Raw genomic sequence first — 17419 nt, forward strand, 5'->3', positions numbered from 1 at the left:
GCAAAGTCCGGTTCCGCTGGCTCCATCGCCCATCCTCCGCATCCGAATCGAAGGAACCGACAGATTCAGCACTTCAGGACCTTGTCACGCCTTTCTTCACCCGATCGCCCTGACCGCGCCACGCCTCAATGTTGCCGCCTCGCCGGTCGATTTGATGCAATCGGCCTTGCCCCCTATGGTCGCGTCTTCGAGGCCGGACAGGAGATGCCGCCCGCAATGCCCGATCGTCAGCCCGAAGAACTCCGTCTGCCTGAAGCACCCCGTCAGCCTGAAGCACCGCGCGCCGCTCCCCGGACCGGCCTGCCGCGACGGATCGCCGCCGCTGCCCTGGCGCTCGTGCTCGCCGTCACCACCGCCAGTCCGCAGCCGGCGGTCGCGCAGGGACAGCCGAAGCTGCCGATCGTCCGCGACGCCGAAACCGAGGCGCTGCTCAAGGACTATATGACGCCGATTCTCAGGGCGGCCGGGCTGGCGAAGCAGAATGTCGAGGTGACGCTGATCAACGACCGGAGTTTCAACGCCTTCGTCGCCGATGGCCGCCGCATTTTCGTCTTCCTCGGCACGCTGGTCGAGGCGAAGACCCCCAATGAGGTGATTGGCGTGCTGGCGCACGAGACCGGCCACATCGCCGGCGGTCATCTGGCCCGCATGCGCCAGCAGCTCGCCGCGGCGCAGACGGTGTCGATCGTCGCCTTCCTGCTGTCGCTCGGTGCGGTCGCCGCGGGCGCGGCGGCCGGCTCGGCGCGCGACACGAACCTGGGCGGCGCGCTGGGCGGGATCATGACCGGCCCGCAGGAGATGATTCGCCGCTCGCTCCTGTCCTATCAGCGCGGCGAGGAACAGGCAGCCGACCGGGCGGCCATCAGCTATCTGCACGCCACCCACCAGTCGCCGAAAGGCATGCTGGAGACGTTCCGCCGCCTGAGCGACCAGAGCCTGTTCATCTCGCGCGGCGTCGATCCCTATATGCTGTCGCATCCCCTTCCCCGGGAACGTATTTCGCAGCTTGAGGAGCTGGTGGCCAAGAGCCCCTATCGCGACACGCGCGACCCGGCCGAGCTGCAGCTTCGCCACGACCTGATGCGGGCCAAGATCATCGGCTACTTCGACCGGTCCGACACCGTGGCCCGCCGCTATCCGCCGAGGGACACCAGCCTGCCGGCACGCTACGCCCGCGCCATATCTGCCTACCGCTTCAAGCAGGTGCGCGAGGCGATCGCCCAGATCGACGGGCTGATCGCCGCCCAGCCCAGAAATCCCTATTTCTACGAGCTGAAGGGGCAGGCGCTGCTGGAGAGCGCGCGGCCGGCCGAAGCCATCGCGCCGCTGCGGCGGGCGGTGGCGCTGGCGCCCAACGCCAACCTGATCCGCATCATGCTGGGCCAAGCACTGGTGGCGACCGGCGACAAGGCCCATGCCGAAGAGGCGATCCGCGAGCTGTCGCGGGCGCTGACCCGCGAGACCCTGGCCGCCGACGGATACCGCCAGCTTGCCATCGCCTATGGCCGCAAGGGCGACATCGCCAATGCCGACCTCGCCTCCGCCCAGGCGGCGTTCGCCGGCGGCGAGTTCAAGACGGCGCGCCACCTCGCGGCCCGGGCCAAGACCCGCTTCGCCAATGGCTCGCCCGGCTGGCTCAAGGCCGACGACATCGAGAACTACAAGCCCCCCAAGCTCGACGGCAAGAGTTGAGGCGACGGCAAGAGTTGAGGCGAGAGCTGAAGCAGACGGCGAACCGGGGTCGCGAGATGCGTCCGTCGATGTGAACGAACCGAACGGGGCGTTCGAAGGTTCTTGGCCGAGGCAGCTTGCTGCACATAACCGCCGGTTCGCACTTCTGCGGAGAATGCCCCAAGTCTCCAGCTGTCGCCTTCTCTTGCGCAAAACCGGTTCCCACTTCTGCGGAGAATGCTCTAAGGCTGTCGGCAAACGCCCCTCCGACCTGGTTTGGAGAGAACGACCGGCGGGGCATGCCAAAGAATCTCCCGGTCCGTGTCGACCGGCCATCAAGGAGCCCCCGACCCATGACGCTCTTTTCCCTCAAGGCGCGGACGGCCGTGGCCGGCCTGGCGCTGCTGGCCGCCATCGCTGTCGCCGCGCCGGCCTGGGCGCAATCAGCGGCACCGCTGTCGCGCGAGGATGTCGAGAAGATCGTTCGCGAGACGATCGTAAAGAATCCGGAGATTCTTCAGGAGGCGATGCAGGAGCTTGAAAAGCGCGCCAACGCCGACGAGGACAAGCGGCGCAAGCAGGCGCTCTCGGCCAATCGTGATCTGTTGCTCAACTCGCCGAAAAGCATCGTTATCGGCAACCCGAAGGGTGACGTCACGATTGTCGAGTTTTTCGACTACAATTGCGGCTTCTGCAAGCGCGCGCTCTCCGACCTCATCGGACTGGTCAAGACCGACAGCAATCTCAAGGTGGTGCTGAAGGACTTCCCCGTTCTCGGCGAATCCTCGGTCCAGGCCGCCACGGTGGCGCTCGCCGCCAAGCTGCAGGCGAACCCGGCCAAGTATTTCGAATTCCATCAGAAGCTGATGGGCGGCCGCGGCGAGGCAAACCGCGAGCGCGCGATGGCGGTGGCCAAGGAGGTCGGCTTCGACATGGCCCGCCTGACCAAGGACATGGAGTCGCCCGCGGTGATGGCGACCCTGCAGGAGAATTTCCGGCTGGCCCAGGATCTCGGCCTCACCGGAACGCCGAGCTACGTGGTCGGCAGCGAGGTGGTGGTCGGCGCCGTCGGCCTGGAGAAGTTGCAGGAGCAGATCCGGGCGGCACGGGCAGCCTGTCCGGAAAAGGACTGCTGAGCGAGGACGCACCGATCGAGGACACGCTGATTCGAGCGGGTCAAATCGTCACGAACGGGGCTGGTGCATCGCCGCGGCCCCGTTTCGGCGGACCGGACGCGGCGCCCGGCCGCCGCGGCGCAATGCCTGTCAATGCCAAAAAAGTCTGAAAGTGCATGCGTGTCGGCCGCCCGTGAGGACCGGCCGCGCACCGCCCGAAGACCCGCCGAGTGGGTGCTCGACACAGGCCGCTTTTCACCGGACGCATCCATGCCTATAAGAGCGCCGGCGGGCGAACCGGTCGGCCGCGCCAGATGGGTCCGATGGTTGCGGTCTGCAATGGGTGCGATCATCGTCTTCAAGGAATCGGCATCGAGCCGGATGGAAGCGCGCTCGCCGCGGCGCATCGGCATGACGGCGAGATCGGTCCGGCCGAGGCGTATCCTGCGCGAAATCCCCCCGCGCATACGCGTTCAGTGCTCATTCGCGGCGAGCCGACCGCTCCGCCAAGCTGAAGGCGACGGTCTGAACCGGCGCCGGGAGATAGAATGTTGAAGCCCAAACCCGCCATCGATCCCGCATTGATCCGCGAACTCGCGCAGCTACTCAACGACACCGACCTCACCGAGGTCGAGGTGCAGCAGGGCGAACTGCGTATCCGCGTTGCCCGCAATATCCAGCTCGCGCCGTTCCCGGCGGCGATGTCGGCCAATGCCGTCACCGTCGCGGCGCCAGCGCCCATTCCGGCTGTCGCCGCGGCGGTTGCGGCGGCCGAGGCCGTCGCCGATCTGGCCGCCCACCCCGGCCTGGTGAAGTCGCCGATGGTCGGCACCGCCTACCGCGCGCCGGAGCCCGGCTCCAAGGCGTTCGTCGATGTCGGCACGCAGGTGAAGGAAGGCCAGACCCTGCTGATCATCGAAGCGATGAAGACGATGAACGCGATTCCCGCGCCGCGCGCCGGCACGGTGACGCAGATCCTTGTCGGCGATGCCCAGCCGGTCGAATACGGCGAGCCGTTGATGATCATCGAGTGACGATCGCGCCCCCGGGCGGCGCCCGGAGGAAAAGAGGCTCGCATGTTCACGAAAATCCTGATCGCCAACCGTGGCGAGATCGCGCTCCGCATTCTGCGCGCCTGCAAGGAACTCGGCATCTCCACCGTCGCCGTCCATTCGACGGCCGATGCCGATGCCATGCACGTCAAGCTCGCCGATGAGAGCGTGTGCATCGGCCCGCCGCCGGCCAAGGACAGCTATCTCAACGTGCCCCAGCTTCTGGCCGCGTGCGAGATCACCGGCGCCGAGGCGGTACACCCAGGCTACGGCTTCCTGTCGGAGAACGCGCGCTTCGCCGAGATTCTCGCCGACCACCATATCGGCTTCATCGGCCCCAAGCCCGAGCACATCCGCCTGATGGGCGACAAGATCGAGGCCAAGCGCACCGCCAAGCGGCTCGGCATTCCGTGCGTGCCGGGCTCGGAGGGCGGCATCACCGACGACGTCGACGCCCGCCGGATCGCCGCCGATATCGGCTATCCGGTGCTGATCAAGGCCGCGGCCGGCGGCGGCGGACGCGGCATGAAGGTGGCGCGCACCGAGGCCGACCTCGACGTCGCGCTGGCCACCGCCCGCTCCGAGGCCAAGGCGGCCTTCGGCGACTCGACGGTCTATCTCGAAAAGTATCTGGAAAAGCCGCGCCACATCGAGATCCAGGTGCTGGGCGACGGCCGCGGCAACGCCGTCCACCTCGGCGAGCGCGACTGCTCGCTGCAGCGCCGCCACCAGAAGGTCTGGGAGGAGAGCCCCTCCCCGGCGCTCAATGTCGACGCCCGCAACCGGATCGGCGAGGTGGTCGCCGACGCCATGCGCAAGCTGAAATATCTCTCGGCTGGGACGGTGGAATTCCTGTACGAGAACGGCGAATTCTATTTCATCGAGATGAACACCCGCATCCAGGTCGAGCACCCGGTCACCGAGATGGTCACCGGCATCGACCTCTTGAACGAGCAGATCCGGCTCGCCGCGGGCCTGCCGCTGTCGATCACGCAAGATGACATCACGATCAACGGCCATGCCATCGAGTGTCGGCTCAACGCCGAGAACCCGTCCACCTTCCGCCCCTCGCCCGGCAGGATCACCTATTTCCACGCGCCGGGGGGCTTGGGCGTGCGCGTCGATTCGGCGGTCTATCAGGGCTACACGATCCCGCCCTACTACGACTCGCTGGTCGGCAAGCTGATCGTCCACGGCAAGACCCGCAACGAGTGCCTGATGCGCCTGCGTCGCGCCCTGGACGAGATCGTGGTCGATGGCGTCGAGACCACCGCGCCGCTGTTTCGCACCTTGGTGCGGCATCCGGACATCGCCAACGGCCAGTACGACATCCACTGGCTGGAGCATTTCCTGGCCGGCTCGCCCGACATTTGAGCGTTCGAGCCGGTCGCGCGGGCTTCACCGCACCCTGCCGCGCTGCTGTCGCGATGTGCTATTGTGATCGCGGCTCTTCGCTGGGGGGCGGAGATATCTGGCCATGACGCGCGGCTTTTCCGGGCAGGTCGACATAACGCCCGAAGTTCTGCTGAAGGCCTATGCCTGCGGCATCTTTCCGATGGCCGAGAGCGCCGACGATCCGGGCTTGTACTGGATCGAGCCGGAGCGCCGCGGCATCATTCCGCTGGATGGCCTGCATGTGAGCCGGCGGCTCGCCCGCACCATCCGTTCCGACCTATTCGAGGTGCGCATCGACTGCGATTTCGAGGGCGTGCTCGACGGCTGCTCGATGCCGGCGTCGGGCCGCATGCGCACGTGGATCAATGCGCGCATCCGCCGGCTCTATCGCGAATTGTTCGATCTCGGGCACTGCCACTCGGTGGAGACCTACCGCGACGGACTCCTGGTCGGCGGGCTCTACGGGGTGGCGATCGGCGGCGCCTTCTTCGGCGAGAGCATGTTCCATGTCGAGACCGACGCCTCGAAAGTGGCGCTGGTGCACCTCGCGGCGCTGCTCCTGGTCGGCGGCTTCACCCTGCTCGACACCCAGTTCTCCACCCGCCATCTGGAGAGCTTCGGCTGCATCGAGGTGTCCCGAAACCAGTACCACCGGCTGCTCGAACAGGCGCTCGCCGGCCGTGCCGATTTCCGGGCCGCCGCCCGCCGGCCGATGCCGGGCGCCGCCGCGCTCGCCATCGTGCAATCGGCCAACGAGCGCCGCTCGGATCCGGGCTGAGGCCGCGCACCTCGCCGTCTTTCCGATCCAGTCACCACCACCAGCATTACCGGAGCGGAAGACCAACTTTTTTCCGTTCTGAGCATATTTTGCGTATGCTCGCTATCGACGAGATGAGTTCGCCCACCAATTACTGTGATTGCCAAAATCCTGAGGAGGCAGCAATGCAGCGTCTGAACAAGGCCGTGCACGTCATCTTCCGCGTGGCCCTGCTGGCCCTGGTCGCAATGGTCAGCGTACCCACGCCGTCGGAAGCGGCAACGGGCACGGTGCGGGCGGTCATCACCCGCGGCGGCTTCATCATCGGTGTCGGCGGTGGCGAAGGCACGCTCACCTTCAAGGGGCGCGTCTTTCCGCTGCGCTTCGGCGGCATCAGCGCCGGTGCCATCATCGGCGCGTCGCAGTCGGAACTGGTCGGTCGGGCCTACAATCTGCGTCGGGCGTCCGACATCGCCGGCACCTACACCGCCATCGGCGCGGGGGCTTCCTTCGCTGGCGGTGCCGGCGCGGTGCGTCTGCAGAATTCGAACGGCGTCGTCCTCGAACTGTCCGGGCAGAGGGTGGGCTTCGACATCTCCGCTGGCCTCAGCGGCATGACGGTGAGCCTGCGATAGGGTATCCGCCGATCCGTCCGAACCAGGCGGCCGCTCTAGGTTCTTGAGTTGTCGCATTCTTTTTTGCAAAGCCAGCATCCACGTTTGCGGGGAGTGCTTCTGGACGGCAGGTCGCCTGGAAACTGGGACTGGATTTCGGGGCGCGGCCGGCTGGCCGCGCCCTTTTCGTTGCGGCGTGGCGCGTGCTCGCGTGAACGGTCGTTTGCGAACACAGGCGGGGCGGCGCTTCGAGCCGCAACCGGCGGCGCCAAGCCTTCCGATCGTCTCGCCTCGCCCGGCGATGTATTGCCCGCCGGCGCGGCGGCGTGCGCAAACGCGCAGCAAGTTGCACTGCGTCGCCCCGCCATGCCTTGCAGCATGACGGTGTCTTCCTGCGCGAGGAACCGCGATCGCGACCAACTCCAGACGACCCACCGGGGCAGCCCTCGGTGGAGACCTGAACGGACATGGCGATACCGCCCCTATTCCGCAGATGGATGGTAATGAATTACATAACGTCTGCTCGTTCCTTATGCCGACGCACGATTTTTAGACTTTACTTTGGAAATTTACCATTTCGAATATGGACTTACGCTGTTGACCTCGGCCCCGGGTTGACTATGAATAGTGAGTGCCGGTGCGGCACGGATCCGGCGTGCAGCGCCGGTGGCGTCGCGGGTCGGCACCCGATGCTCCTGCTGGGCAGCACCGTCGGTTTTGCCATGTTTCGGGTGCCGGGGTTTCGGTTTGCGGGTGACCGCTTGGCGATCGCCAGGGACACTCCCGCCAAGATCCTCGGTCGAGACCGGGATTTCTGGCGGTCGGACGGCGGAACTCCGTCCGGATCGGCCGGTTTCGTGTGAGGGGATGACGATTGTGAGCGGGGCAGGCCTGACGGGATTGGACGTTTCCTATGGCGGCAGCGGGCGGATGGCTCGCAGCGCCCGAGCCGAACGGGTGTCCGGGGTGGCGGGCCCCCTGCTGTCGATCATGCTTCTGGTGCTGCCGGTGTCGCCGAACGTCGCATCAGCCCAGGTGCAGGCCGAACCGCCACAGGTTCATCAAACACAGGCTCATCAAACGCAGGCTCATCAAACACAGACTCCTGCCGACGCCGCGACACCCGCGCCGGCGGTGCCTGTTGCACCAGCCGCCGCAGCCCCGGCCTCCCCGATGCCCGCGGCTCCTGCAGCGGCCTCCCCCGTTTCGGTCACAGATCCCGTCTCGCCGCCCGCCGCCGACCCGCCTGTCGACAGGCCTGCCGATCTGCCGCGCGACCTGTCGCCGCTCGGCATGTTCCTGGCGGCCGACATCGTGGTGAAGATCGTGATGGTCGGGCTGGCGCTGGCCTCGATCCTGACCTGGACGGTGTGGCTCGCCAAGACGATCGAGCTCGCCGCCGCGCGCCGGCGCATCCGCGCCGATCTGGACGCGCTGGAAAACTCGGCGACGCTTGATGCCGCGCTGGCGCGGCTCGTGCCGCAGGACGGTGCGGTGACGGCGCTGGCCCGCGCCGCGGCCGTCGAGATGGATGCGTCGAGCGAGCTTGCGGCGGCCGGCATCAAGGAGCGCATCCTCTCCCGGCTGGAGCGCATCGAGGCGGCTGCCAGCCGCCAGATCGCGCGCGGCACGGGCATCCTCGCCACCATCGGCTCGACCGCGCCGTTCGTCGGCCTGTTCGGCACGGTGTGGGGCATCATGAACAGCTTCATCGGCATCTCGAAGGCCCAGACCACCAATCTGGCGGTGGTGGCGCCCGGCATCGCCGAGGCGCTGCTCGCCACGGCGCTCGGCCTGATTGCCGCGATTCCGGCGGTGATGATCTACAATGCGTTCGCGCGCCAGATCGCCGCCTATCGCGGACTGGTCGGCGACGCGGCGGCAGCGGTGCTGCGCCTCGCCGGCCGCGACCTCGACCGGCATGCGGCCGGCCGGCCGCGCGCGACGCGCGCTGCGGCGGAGTAAGGCCATGGCGACGCAGTTCGGCCGCAGCGACGGCGACATCGACGAGGTGCACGAGATCAACGTCACGCCGTTCATCGACGTGATGCTGGTGCTGCTGATCATCTTCATGATCGCGGCGCCGCTCGCCACCGTCGATGTCGCGGTCAACCTGCCCTCTTCCACCGCCGAGCGGCAGCCGCGGCCGGATCGTCCGCTGTTCCTGACCGTGAAGTCCGACCTGTCGCTGACGGTCGGCGAGGACGCGGTGAGTCGCGACGGGCTTTCGGCCGCACTCGACCGAGCCACCGGCGGCGACCGCGAACAGCGGGTGTTTCTGCGCGCCGACAAGGCGGTGGCCTATGGCGATCTGATGTCGGTGATGAACGTGCTGCGTTCGGCTGGCTATCTCAAGGTGGCGCTGGTCGGGCTCGACGCCGGAGGGGCGCGATGAGCCTGCCCGCGTTCGCCCGTCAGGATTCGCTGCGCTGGGGCCTCGCATTCGCGTTCGCCGCAGCGGCGCACGGCGCGGTGGCGGTGGCGGTGCTGACCAACTGGCAGACGGAGGATATGGCGGCCGGCATGCCGGTGGTGATCGAGCTCGACATGATGTCGGCCTCGCCGGACTCGGCCAGCAGCGAGAGCGTGCCCGGTCCCGAGCAGACCCAGGCCGATGCCAACCCCGATTCCAACACGAACGACGAGACCGAGCCCGAGAAGACCGAGCCGCAACCCGAGCCCGAGACGGCGGAGACGCCGCCCGAGACCGAACAGGCGGCGGTGGAGCCGCCCACGCCCGACCCGGTCGAAGTGCCGGATACCGTGCCGGCCAAGCCGGCGCCGAAGCCGCGCCCTGACATCAAGGCGTCCGAGGTCAAGAAGCCTGAACCGAAGCGCGAGACGAAGAAGCCCGAGCGCAAGCCGAAGCGGCAGCAGACGGCCGCGGCGACCACCGCGCCGAGTTCCGCCGAGAGCGTGGCCTCGATCCCGGCGTCGCCGACGTTTGGGCATGGCGCCCGCGATGCGCGGTCGAGTTGGCACAGCCGTATCCGCGCCCATCTGCTGCGTCACATGCGCTATCCGGCCGCGGCGCGGGCCCATGGCGAGACCGGCGTTGCTCAGTTCAGCTTCACGCTCGACCGCCGCGGCCACGTGATCTCCAGCCGCCTCATCGCGAGTTCCGGGCATGCCTCGCTCGACCGCGAGACCGCGGCGCTGATCCAGCGGGCGCAGCCGCTGCCGCCACCGCCGCCCGAACTGGCGGGCGCCCGCTTCAGCTTCTCACAGCCGTTCCGCTACAACTTTCGGTGAGAAGGCCTTGTTCGTCGTCCCGGGACCGTTGGCAGGAAAAGGGCGCAAGAGTGAAGCGTATTCCACCGCCGCATCGGCGCAATACGCTGACGCTGTTGCGCCCTACGGCGCTGCGCACGATCCCGGCTCTCGCGCCTAAGGGCGCTTGGCCGGGATGACGAGGCCCAGGCTGTCGTCCCGGGCGAGGCGAAGCCGAGAGACCCGGGACCGTTTTCAGAATGGGGGCTTGTTCTGCGCACGATCCCGGCTCGGCGCTTCGCGCCGTCCGGGATGAGGCGCGAAAGAGCATCACGCCGCGCGGGTGGCGGTGCCCTGGGCGGCGAGATCGAGGGCGGCGTGCAGGCCGGAGGTGAGGTTTACGGACCAGAACGCGCCGGCGCGGGTGGTGGTCATCACCTCATCGACAATGTTGATCAGGCCGGCCGCGCGCCAATTGGCGAGCAGCGGCTCCGCCGTCGCCAGCACGCCCGGCGCCTCGCGCTCCAATGCTGCGAGGTCGAGCCGTCCGAGATCGAGCGAGGTGATGACGCGGGTGCGGGCGGCGTGGTCGGCCGGAAGGCGGGCAATGCCCTCGATCGGCCAGCGGCCGGCGGCGATCGCCTCGGCGCGGCGGTCGAGCACCGGAATGGTGCGCCAGGACAGGCCATGGGCCGAGCCACCGGCGCCGGCACCGAAGGCGAGGCACACCGCGCCGTCCTTGACCAGCCGGTTATAGCGGTTGCGCTCCACCGTGGTGCGGCCGAAATGCGCTTGCGAGAGCTGGCGCCAGCCGGCATCGACGAGGCGGCTCACCGCGTCGTCATATAAGCGGGCCTGATCGGCGAGTGCCGCCGCCTGTGGCAGCTTGCCCCTTACGATGGCCTTGGCCAGCGGGCCGTGCTGCCAGACATTCAGCGCGTAGACGTCGACGCCGTCGAGGCCGAGCGCCATCGCGGTCGAGACATCGACCTGCCAGGTGCGGCTGTCCTGCCCCGGCAGGCCGTAGATCAGGTCGGCGATCACCGCCGGGCCGTTGAGGGCGAGCAGTTCGCTCAGCGCCCGCTCGATCTGGGCGCGGCTGGCCTTGCGGCCGAGACGGCGGCGGATGGTGGTGTCGAAGGACTGTACGCCGAGCGAGAAGCGGTTGGCGCCGCCGTCCCGGGCGGCCTTCGCCTTCTCGATGGGGAAATCGTGGATGCGGCCCTCGACCGTGATCTCGCAATCGGCAGCCAGCGGCAGGTGGCGGCGCAGGCCCACGATCAGGCGGCCAAGATCGGCGGCCGCCAGCGCGGTCGGCGTACCGCCACCGAGATACACGGCGGCGATCGGCGGTCCCTCGGCGACCAGAGCCGTCCCGGCGGCCCGCTCCAGCTCCGCCAGCACGTCGTCGACGAACGGCGCCGACAGATCGGGGTGCCACACGGTCTGGAAGAAGCCGCAGAACAGGCAGTGATTGTGGCAGAACGGCACGTGCAGATAGGCGACGGTGGTGTCCTCGCGGCGGCGGGCGAGCGCGTCGGCATAGACGGCCGCGGTCTCCTCTGGCGGCACCGGCGTGGCGTTGCGCCAGGGCATGACGGGCACGCGCGCCGTGAAGGCGCTCGTCAGCGGGTCGCCCTCGCCCGCTGCGAAGAAGCGGGCGAGCGGATCGGCTGCCGGCGCCTTGCGGCCGGCCATCGACGGCTGGCCGTTCACGCCGCCGCCTCCACCGAACCGGCCAGCCGGTCGGCCAGGGCGCGGAAGGCTTCGAGCTGTTCGACGCGCAGCGCGCGGCTTTCGTCGCGGCCGACGAACACCTTGAACATGATGCCGCCGTCGATATTGAAGAACAGCACCGCCGCCGACGGCTTGCCCATGAACGGGCGCTCGACGAAGCCCAGGCCGCCGCACCGGTCGTGGCGCAGATGGCCGTGCAGGCCGCTCGACGACATCAGATTGAAATAGCCGTGGCCGACCTCGCCGCGCGGCACATTGGCGGTCATCTCGAAGATGCCGTCGACGGTGTGGACGATGACGGTGACCTCGCCCCAGCCGGCGATGTCGGCCATCACCTCTTCGAACGCGGATGCCGGCGCGAAGCGGCGCATCGACACGGGCAACGCCTCAACCACGTCGCGGGCGCTCACCCCGTATTCATGGGCGGCCTGTTCGATCACCAGGCCCGGATTGGCCGCAATTCGGCGGACGAGGTCGGCGGGAACGGTCATGTCTTGTCACTCCATGGCCCGCGGCTCCTGCCGCGGGCGCAGACTGAGGATGGGGATTGAGCCGGCCCGTTCAGCCGGCCTTGGCTTCGATGGTCTGGCGCACCTCGAAGCCTTCGAAGGTCGGGTGCTCGAGATAGATGCCGGAGACCCCGCCGCCGCCGGCACCGGAATGGGCGCTGCGGAACTGCTCGGATGTCGTCCAGGCGTCGAAATCCGCCTTCGTCGCCCACACCGTGTGCGAGGCGTAGAGGGTGTGGTCTGCGGCCTCGGGGCCCTTGAGCAGATGAAAGGCGACGAAGCCCGGCAGTTCGGGCAGGCGCGTGTCGCGGCCGAGCCAGATGCGCTCGAACGCGTCTTCCTGGCCCTTGGCGATGCGAAAGCGATTCATGGCGATGAACACGGCTCTTCTCCTGGTGCTGGCGGTGGCTGGCGAACGATCCCTCGGGGAACGAAGACAAGCCCTGCCGGCAGCACCAAGGGGGACGGGCCGCCGGCAGGTCCGCGCAAGGCGCGCGGAAAACAGTGGCAAGGAAAACGAATGGCGGAGAGAGGCCGGCGCGGCGAAACGGAGGTGAAACGCCGGCCGGCCTCCTGCGCGTTCCGGACGATCGCACCGCGATGCCGGACCGGCCGCGCGTGGGGGCCTCGCGCGGACATTCGAGCGCCGCGCCCACAGGCGTCCGTCTGGGCACCGGTCGGGTGCGGTCGCCGGCAGGCGCATCGTTCAGCCTCCGAACCTGATCTTGAGCCCGCCCTTGATGGCGAGGCCGGGGGCGGCGGTGGCCAGGATCATGTCGGGCTGGCCGACCGGGTTCGGCAGGTAGTATTCGTCGAGCAGGTTGGTCACCGCGGCGTGCAGCAGCACGTCCGGGTTCGGCTGGTAGCCGACATAGATGTCCACCAGATTGTAGGCGGCGGTGTAGGTGTAGCCGTCGGGCACGTGGTCGTAGCGCGCCGCCGTCCAGCTCGCCTGCAGCGTCACCTTGCGGTCGAACAGGCGGATGCCGGCCACGGTAACGATCCGGTCGGACGGGATCGACAGCAGCGGCGTGTCTTCGTTGACGTTGCGCCCCTCCATCCACTGCGCGGTGAGGCCGAGATACCAAGCGCCGGCGTCGTAGCGGCCCTCGAACTCGAAGCCCTCGATCATCGCCTCGGGAACGTTGCGGTACTGCGCCAGCGAATAGTCGTTGATCGTCACCAGCGGAACCGGCGGACAGCCGGGAAACGTCACCGGGCACCAGGTGACCGGATCGCCATAGGTGAAGATTTCGATGTAGTTCTCGACGTCGTTGCGGAACACGTTGATCTTGGCGCGCAGCGCATCGCCCTTGCTGAACAGATCGTCCTTGCGGATGTTGAAGCCGATCTCCTTGGTCTTGCCGACTTCCGGCTGAAGCCCCGGATTGGGCACGAAGGTGAACAGGCTCGGAATGCCGGGCGCGTAGCCGGGGTGAGCGCCGGCCACCAGCGTCTCGGTCACCGCCGGAGCGCGGTAGCCCTCGGCATAGGTGCCGTAGACGGTGAGCCACGGCAGCGGCGTGATGCCGAGCGTGATCTTGGGCGAGATGCGGTCGCCCTCCGAGGAATTGCCGCCGCCCGACAGTTCGTAGCCGTCATAGCGGGCGGCGGTGATCAGCTCGAACCAGTCCGCGTGATTGAGCTTCCACTGCAGGAAGCCGCCATAGACGGACCGCTCGCCGGACGGCGTCGAGAGATCCGAGGCGCCGGTGGGATCGCTGGTCTCGACCTGATCGTTGAAGAAGTCGGCGCCATAGGTGAAGGCGTGGCGAAACGAGCCGGTGTCGATGCGCGTGGTGTTGTGGAGGTCGAAGCCGGCGGTGTCGATGGCGAAGGTGCGCGCGACGCCGAGCGTGCCGCTGATCTGGCCCGAGGTGCAGCAGACCTTGATCTGCTCCATGTCGGTGCGATTCCAGTAGACCGAACCCTCGAAATCGAACAGCCGGTCCTCGGGCTTGGAGTAGCGCCAGCGCATCGAGGCGGTGTCGTTCTGGAGCTTGGTGTCGTAGGCCGAGGCATTGGCGGCTGACTGCCCCACCTCGTAGTCGGTGCGGTTGGTGAGTCCGGAAAACTTGACCTCGTGGCCGTCGGCCGGGCGGAAGGTCGCCTTGGCGAGGCCCGAGGCGATGTCGTTGCCGCTGCCGGCGACCTCGGCGCCATTGCCGTTGTCGTAACTGTCCTGCGTCCGGTAGGAGGCACCGACCATGACGTCATAGCTGTCGGTCGGCCGCACTGCCCCAAACAGCGAGCCCATCGCGCGGCCGCGATTGGTGCCGAACAAGGTGTTGGCCAGCGCGCCCCAGCGCTCGCCCGGCCGCAGGATGTCGTCGGTATCCTTGGTGGTGAACGACACCACGCCGCCGATGGCGCCGGAGCCGTAGATGTTGGCCACCGGGCCGCGCACCACCTCCGCCTCGGAGAGCATCTCCGGATCGAGATAGAACTGGCCGTCGGAGCCGTGGCCGGAGCGCTGGAAGTTCTGGCGGGCGCCGTCGACGATCACCGCGACGCGGCCGAAATCCTGCAGGCCGCGAATATTGATGGACGAGCCGGGGTCGTCGCCGCGGTCGGAGAACGACACGCCGGGGACGTACTTGAACACCTCGGCCGGCCGGGTCGGCATGATGGTGTTGAGGTCGCTCTGGGTCACCACGCTGACCGCGGCCAGCGCGTCGATCGCCCGCTCCTCCGTCCGCGTCGCCAGCACCGTCACCGGGTCGAGCATCAGCACCTCGTCGGCGCTCAACTCCTGTTGAGTCGTCGCCTGCTGCGCGCTCGCCGCCTGCGGCATTGCCGCAGCGATGGCACCGGCCGCCGCAATCGACACCCCTGCCAGCCGCACCGCCGCGTCCCCTGCCCGTTTCGTCATCACTCGCCAGCTCCTGCACCTGAATCGTTCGGATCGCTGCTGGCGGGCGCGCCGGAGGGCGGCTGGCTGGCAGGGCCGTCCCACGAGGCGGGCGGCACTCAGCTATTGCATTTAGTAGTCAATTGCATTAGGTCGAGTCAACAAAGATAAATGAAGTTTAGATCGTTTCAAAAGAGCGTTTTCGAGTTCCAGAACCTTTCAAAATCAAACAATGGCTTTGCGCCAGGCACATAAAATGGGCAGGTCTGACGTGTTGAACGATCGTCTAAAGGTCGATGCTGCTGCGAGTTCCAGGCAGAATCCTGCGGATATGCCAGCGAAACGCTATGTCCCCGTCGAACTGAACCGGATCGAAAGCCGAGATCTGTTCGTCGCCACCCGCGAGATCACCATCGGGCACGGTTCCGAGACCTATCGGCTGCGGCTTACAGCCCAGAACAAGCTCATCCTGACCAAATGAGGCGCGTGATGCGAACACTCGCGGCACGGATCGCCGTCCTGACCGGGCTCGTCCTGTCCGGTCTCGCCATCGCCCTCCCCGCGACCAGCGCCACGGCAGCCGGGGCGACATCACCCGACGCCAGCCGCATCGTGTCGGTCGGCGCCGCGATCACCGAGATCCTCTATGCGCTCGGGCTCGACGGGCGGGTGGTGGCGGTCGACGCCACCAGCCAATTCCCAGCGCGGGCGCTGCAGGAGAAGCCGAGCGTCGGCTATCTTCGCCAGCTTTCGGCCGAGGGCGTGCTCGGCACCAACCCCTCGCTGGTGCTGGCTGCCGCGGCCGCCGGCCCGCCCGAGACCGTGCGGGTGCTGGAGGCCGCCGCCGTGCCGCTGGTGCGGGTGCCGGACAGCTATGACGGCGCAGGCATCCTCGCCAAGATCCGCCTGATCGCGGCGACTGCCGGTGCCGAGGCGCGCGGCGTCTGCCTTGCCGCTGCGGTGGCGGGCGACCTCGACGCGCTGGCCGGGCTCGGCGCCAAGGTGACGGCGGCGCCGCGCGTGGTGTTCCTGCTGTCCTTCGTCAATGGCCGCGCCATGGTCGCCGGCCGCGGCACCGCCGCCGACGGGCTGATCCGCCTCGCCGGTGCGGCCAACGTGTTCGACAGCCTCGACGGCTACAAGCCGGTCACCGACGAGGCGATCGTCGCCGCCCGCCCGGACACGGTGATCGTCATGGACACCGGCGGCATTGCCGGCCCCGGCGGCGCGGGCATGCTGACAGCCGATCGGGTGTTCGCGCACGCCGGCTTCGCCGCCACGCCAGCCGCCGAGCACCGCGCGTTCCGTCGCATCGAGGCGCAGGCGCTGGCCTTCGGCCCCATCACCGCGCGGGCGGCGCTCGATCTGGCCCAGGCACTGCACCCGGACCTTGCCGCCGCACCGCGCCCGCCCACACCGGACTGCAGCCGATGACCATGGCCCTGCCGGCCGCGGCCGGCGCCGAGCGGCCGCACCACCCGCTCGCGCACGCGCCGGCCCTGGTGCTGGGCATCCTGCTTGCGCTGCTGATCGCGGCCGCGCTCAGTGCCGCGACGGTCGGGGCGGCCGGCATTCCGCTGGAGCGGCTGCCGGCGGCGTTGGGCTTCGTTGCCGGCGATCCCGCCACGGTCGAGCGCGACCGGTTGGTGGTGTGGTCGATCCGCCTGCCGCGCATCGCCATGGCGGTGATGGTGGGCGCGCTGCTCGCGGCCGGCGGCACCATCCTGCAGGGGCTGTTCCGCAATCCTCTGGCCGATCCCGGCCTCGTCGGCGTCTCCAGCGGCGCGGCGCTGGCCGCCGCGGCCACCATCGTGCTGGGCGACCGGCTGATGCCGGCGCTGCCGGCCGAGGCGCTGCCGGTCGCGGCGTTCGCCGGGGCGCTCATCGTCACCGCAACGCTCTACCGCATCGCCACGAACGGCGGGCGCACCTCCATCGCCATGCTGCTGCTCGGCGGACTGGCGATCGGCGCGCTGGCCGGCGCGCTGACCGGCCTCCTGGTGTTCATCGCCGACGACCGGCAATTGCGCGACGTCACCTTCTGGACGCTCGGCTCGCTGTCGGGCGCCACCTGGGCCAAGGCGGCGACCATCCTGCCCTTCCTGCTGGCGCTGGTGATCGCCACGCCGCTCCTGGTGCGCGACCTCGACCGGCTGGCGCTCGGCGAGGCGGAGGCGTTCCATCTCGGCACCTCGGTCGAGCGGCTGAAGCGCGTCGCCATCGTGCTGGTGTCGGCGGCGGTGGGCGCGGCGGTGGCGGTGTCCGGCGTGATCGGCTTCGTCGGCATCATCGTGCCGCATCTGCTGCGGCTCATCATCGGGCCGGGGCACAGGCTGCTGGTGCCGGCGGCGCTGCTGCTCGGCCCGGTGCTGATGCTGGGTGCCGATACGCTGGCGCGGGTGGTGGTGGCGCCGGCGGAGCTGCCGATCGGCATCCTCACCGCCATTCTGGGCGCACCGGTGTTCCTCGGCCTGCTGCTGCGGCAGCGGGCGCAGATCGGACTGTGAC

General features: G+C 68.5%; 16 protein-coding genes. 12 read left to right on the plus strand and 4 right to left on the minus strand.

The window, feature by feature from the left end:
* Window positions 1–216 precede the first annotated feature (216 nt).
* The 9 genes from F1193_RS07370 to F1193_RS07410 all read left to right on the plus strand — a co-directional run bounded on the left by F1193_RS07370 (window position 217) and on the right by F1193_RS07410 (window position 9856).
* Window positions 217–1692 carry a M48 family metalloprotease gene (locus F1193_RS07370; RefSeq protein WP_150097040.1) on the plus strand — a complete coding sequence of 492 codons (1476 nt, stop codon included), beginning with the start codon at window positions 217–219 and terminating at the stop codon, window positions 1690–1692.
* Window positions 1693–2024: 332 nt separating this feature from the next.
* Window positions 2025–2807, plus strand: coding sequence for a DsbA family protein (locus F1193_RS07375; RefSeq protein WP_150097041.1), 783 nt, complete (start codon window positions 2025–2027; stop codon window positions 2805–2807).
* Between the two features lie 527 nt (window positions 2808–3334).
* The gene (gene accB / locus F1193_RS07380; protein WP_150097042.1) at window positions 3335–3820 is read left to right on the plus strand and encodes an acetyl-CoA carboxylase biotin carboxyl carrier protein; all 486 of its coding nucleotides are present in this window, start codon (window positions 3335–3337) and stop codon (window positions 3818–3820) included.
* Window positions 3821–3862: 42 nt separating this feature from the next.
* Window positions 3863–5212 (plus strand): acetyl-CoA carboxylase biotin carboxylase subunit, encoded by a 1350-nt coding sequence (gene accC / locus F1193_RS07385; protein WP_150097043.1) that lies wholly within the window; start codon window positions 3863–3865, stop codon window positions 5210–5212.
* A gap of 103 nt (window positions 5213–5315) precedes the next feature.
* Entirely contained in the window at window positions 5316–6011 is a 696-nt protein-coding gene (gene aat / locus F1193_RS07390) for a leucyl/phenylalanyl-tRNA--protein transferase (protein WP_150097044.1), read from the plus strand.
* A 164-nt stretch (window positions 6012–6175) separates the two neighbouring features.
* Window positions 6176–6625, plus strand: coding sequence for a hypothetical protein (locus tag F1193_RS07395; RefSeq protein WP_150097045.1), 450 nt, complete (start codon window positions 6176–6178; stop codon window positions 6623–6625).
* A 1152-nt stretch (window positions 6626–7777) separates the two neighbouring features.
* The gene (gene exbB, locus F1193_RS07400; RefSeq protein ID WP_425457216.1) at window positions 7778–8569 is read left to right on the plus strand and encodes a tonB-system energizer ExbB; all 792 of its coding nucleotides are present in this window, start codon (window positions 7778–7780) and stop codon (window positions 8567–8569) included.
* A gap of 4 nt (window positions 8570–8573) precedes the next feature.
* On the plus strand, window positions 8574–8999 hold the full coding sequence (gene exbD, locus F1193_RS07405) for a TonB system transport protein ExbD (RefSeq protein ID WP_150097047.1): 426 nt from the start codon (window positions 8574–8576) through the stop codon (window positions 8997–8999).
* Window positions 8996–9856: an energy transducer TonB gene (locus F1193_RS07410; RefSeq protein WP_150097048.1), complete on the plus strand. Its 861-nt coding sequence runs from the start codon at window positions 8996–8998 to the stop codon at window positions 9854–9856. Before exbD ends, F1193_RS07410 begins: the two co-directional genes overlap by 4 nt.
* Window positions 9857–10144: 288 nt before the next feature.
* Here the strand turns inward: F1193_RS07410 and hutW are convergent, their stop codons facing one another.
* From hutW to F1193_RS07430, 4 genes are all read right to left on the minus strand, one after another.
* A complete protein-coding gene (gene hutW / locus F1193_RS07415; RefSeq protein WP_150097049.1) occupies window positions 10145–11530 on the minus strand; it encodes a heme anaerobic degradation radical SAM methyltransferase ChuW/HutW in 1386 nt (461 codons plus the stop codon).
* Window positions 11527–12042: a heme utilization cystosolic carrier protein HutX gene (gene hutX, locus F1193_RS07420; RefSeq protein ID WP_150097050.1), complete on the minus strand. Its 516-nt coding sequence runs from the start codon at window positions 12040–12042 to the stop codon at window positions 11527–11529. Before hutX ends, hutW begins: the two co-directional genes overlap by 4 nt.
* A 70-nt stretch (window positions 12043–12112) precedes the next feature.
* Window positions 12113–12442: a heme-degrading protein HmuQ gene (hmuQ, locus tag F1193_RS07425; protein ID WP_150097051.1), complete on the minus strand. Its 330-nt coding sequence runs from the start codon at window positions 12440–12442 to the stop codon at window positions 12113–12115.
* A 324-nt stretch (window positions 12443–12766) separates the two neighbouring features.
* A complete protein-coding gene (locus F1193_RS07430) occupies window positions 12767–14932 on the minus strand; it encodes a TonB-dependent hemoglobin/transferrin/lactoferrin family receptor (RefSeq protein ID WP_150097052.1) in 2166 nt (721 codons plus the stop codon).
* A gap of 211 nt (window positions 14933–15143) precedes the next feature.
* Between F1193_RS07430 and hemP the strand changes: the two genes are divergently transcribed.
* Genes hemP through F1193_RS07445 form a run of 3 tightly spaced genes read left to right on the plus strand, consistent with a single transcriptional unit; the run spans window position 15144 to window position 17418 of the window.
* Window positions 15144–15392: a hemin uptake protein HemP gene (gene hemP / locus F1193_RS17435; protein WP_246164194.1), complete on the plus strand. Its 249-nt coding sequence runs from the start codon at window positions 15144–15146 to the stop codon at window positions 15390–15392.
* A gap of 8 nt (window positions 15393–15400) precedes the next feature.
* Window positions 15401–16345: a heme/hemin ABC transporter substrate-binding protein gene (locus F1193_RS07440; protein WP_150097053.1), complete on the plus strand. Its 945-nt coding sequence runs from the start codon at window positions 15401–15403 to the stop codon at window positions 16343–16345.
* The gene (locus F1193_RS07445) at window positions 16342–17418 is read left to right on the plus strand and encodes a FecCD family ABC transporter permease (protein ID WP_150097054.1); all 1077 of its coding nucleotides are present in this window, start codon (window positions 16342–16344) and stop codon (window positions 17416–17418) included. The genes F1193_RS07440 and F1193_RS07445 overlap by 4 nt, the downstream gene beginning before the upstream one ends.
* The last annotated feature ends 1 nt before the right edge of the window (window position 17419 follow it).

Source organism: Blastochloris sulfoviridis (genome assembly GCF_008630065.1).
Lineage (GTDB): Bacteria > Pseudomonadota > Alphaproteobacteria > Rhizobiales > Xanthobacteraceae > Blastochloris > Blastochloris sulfoviridis.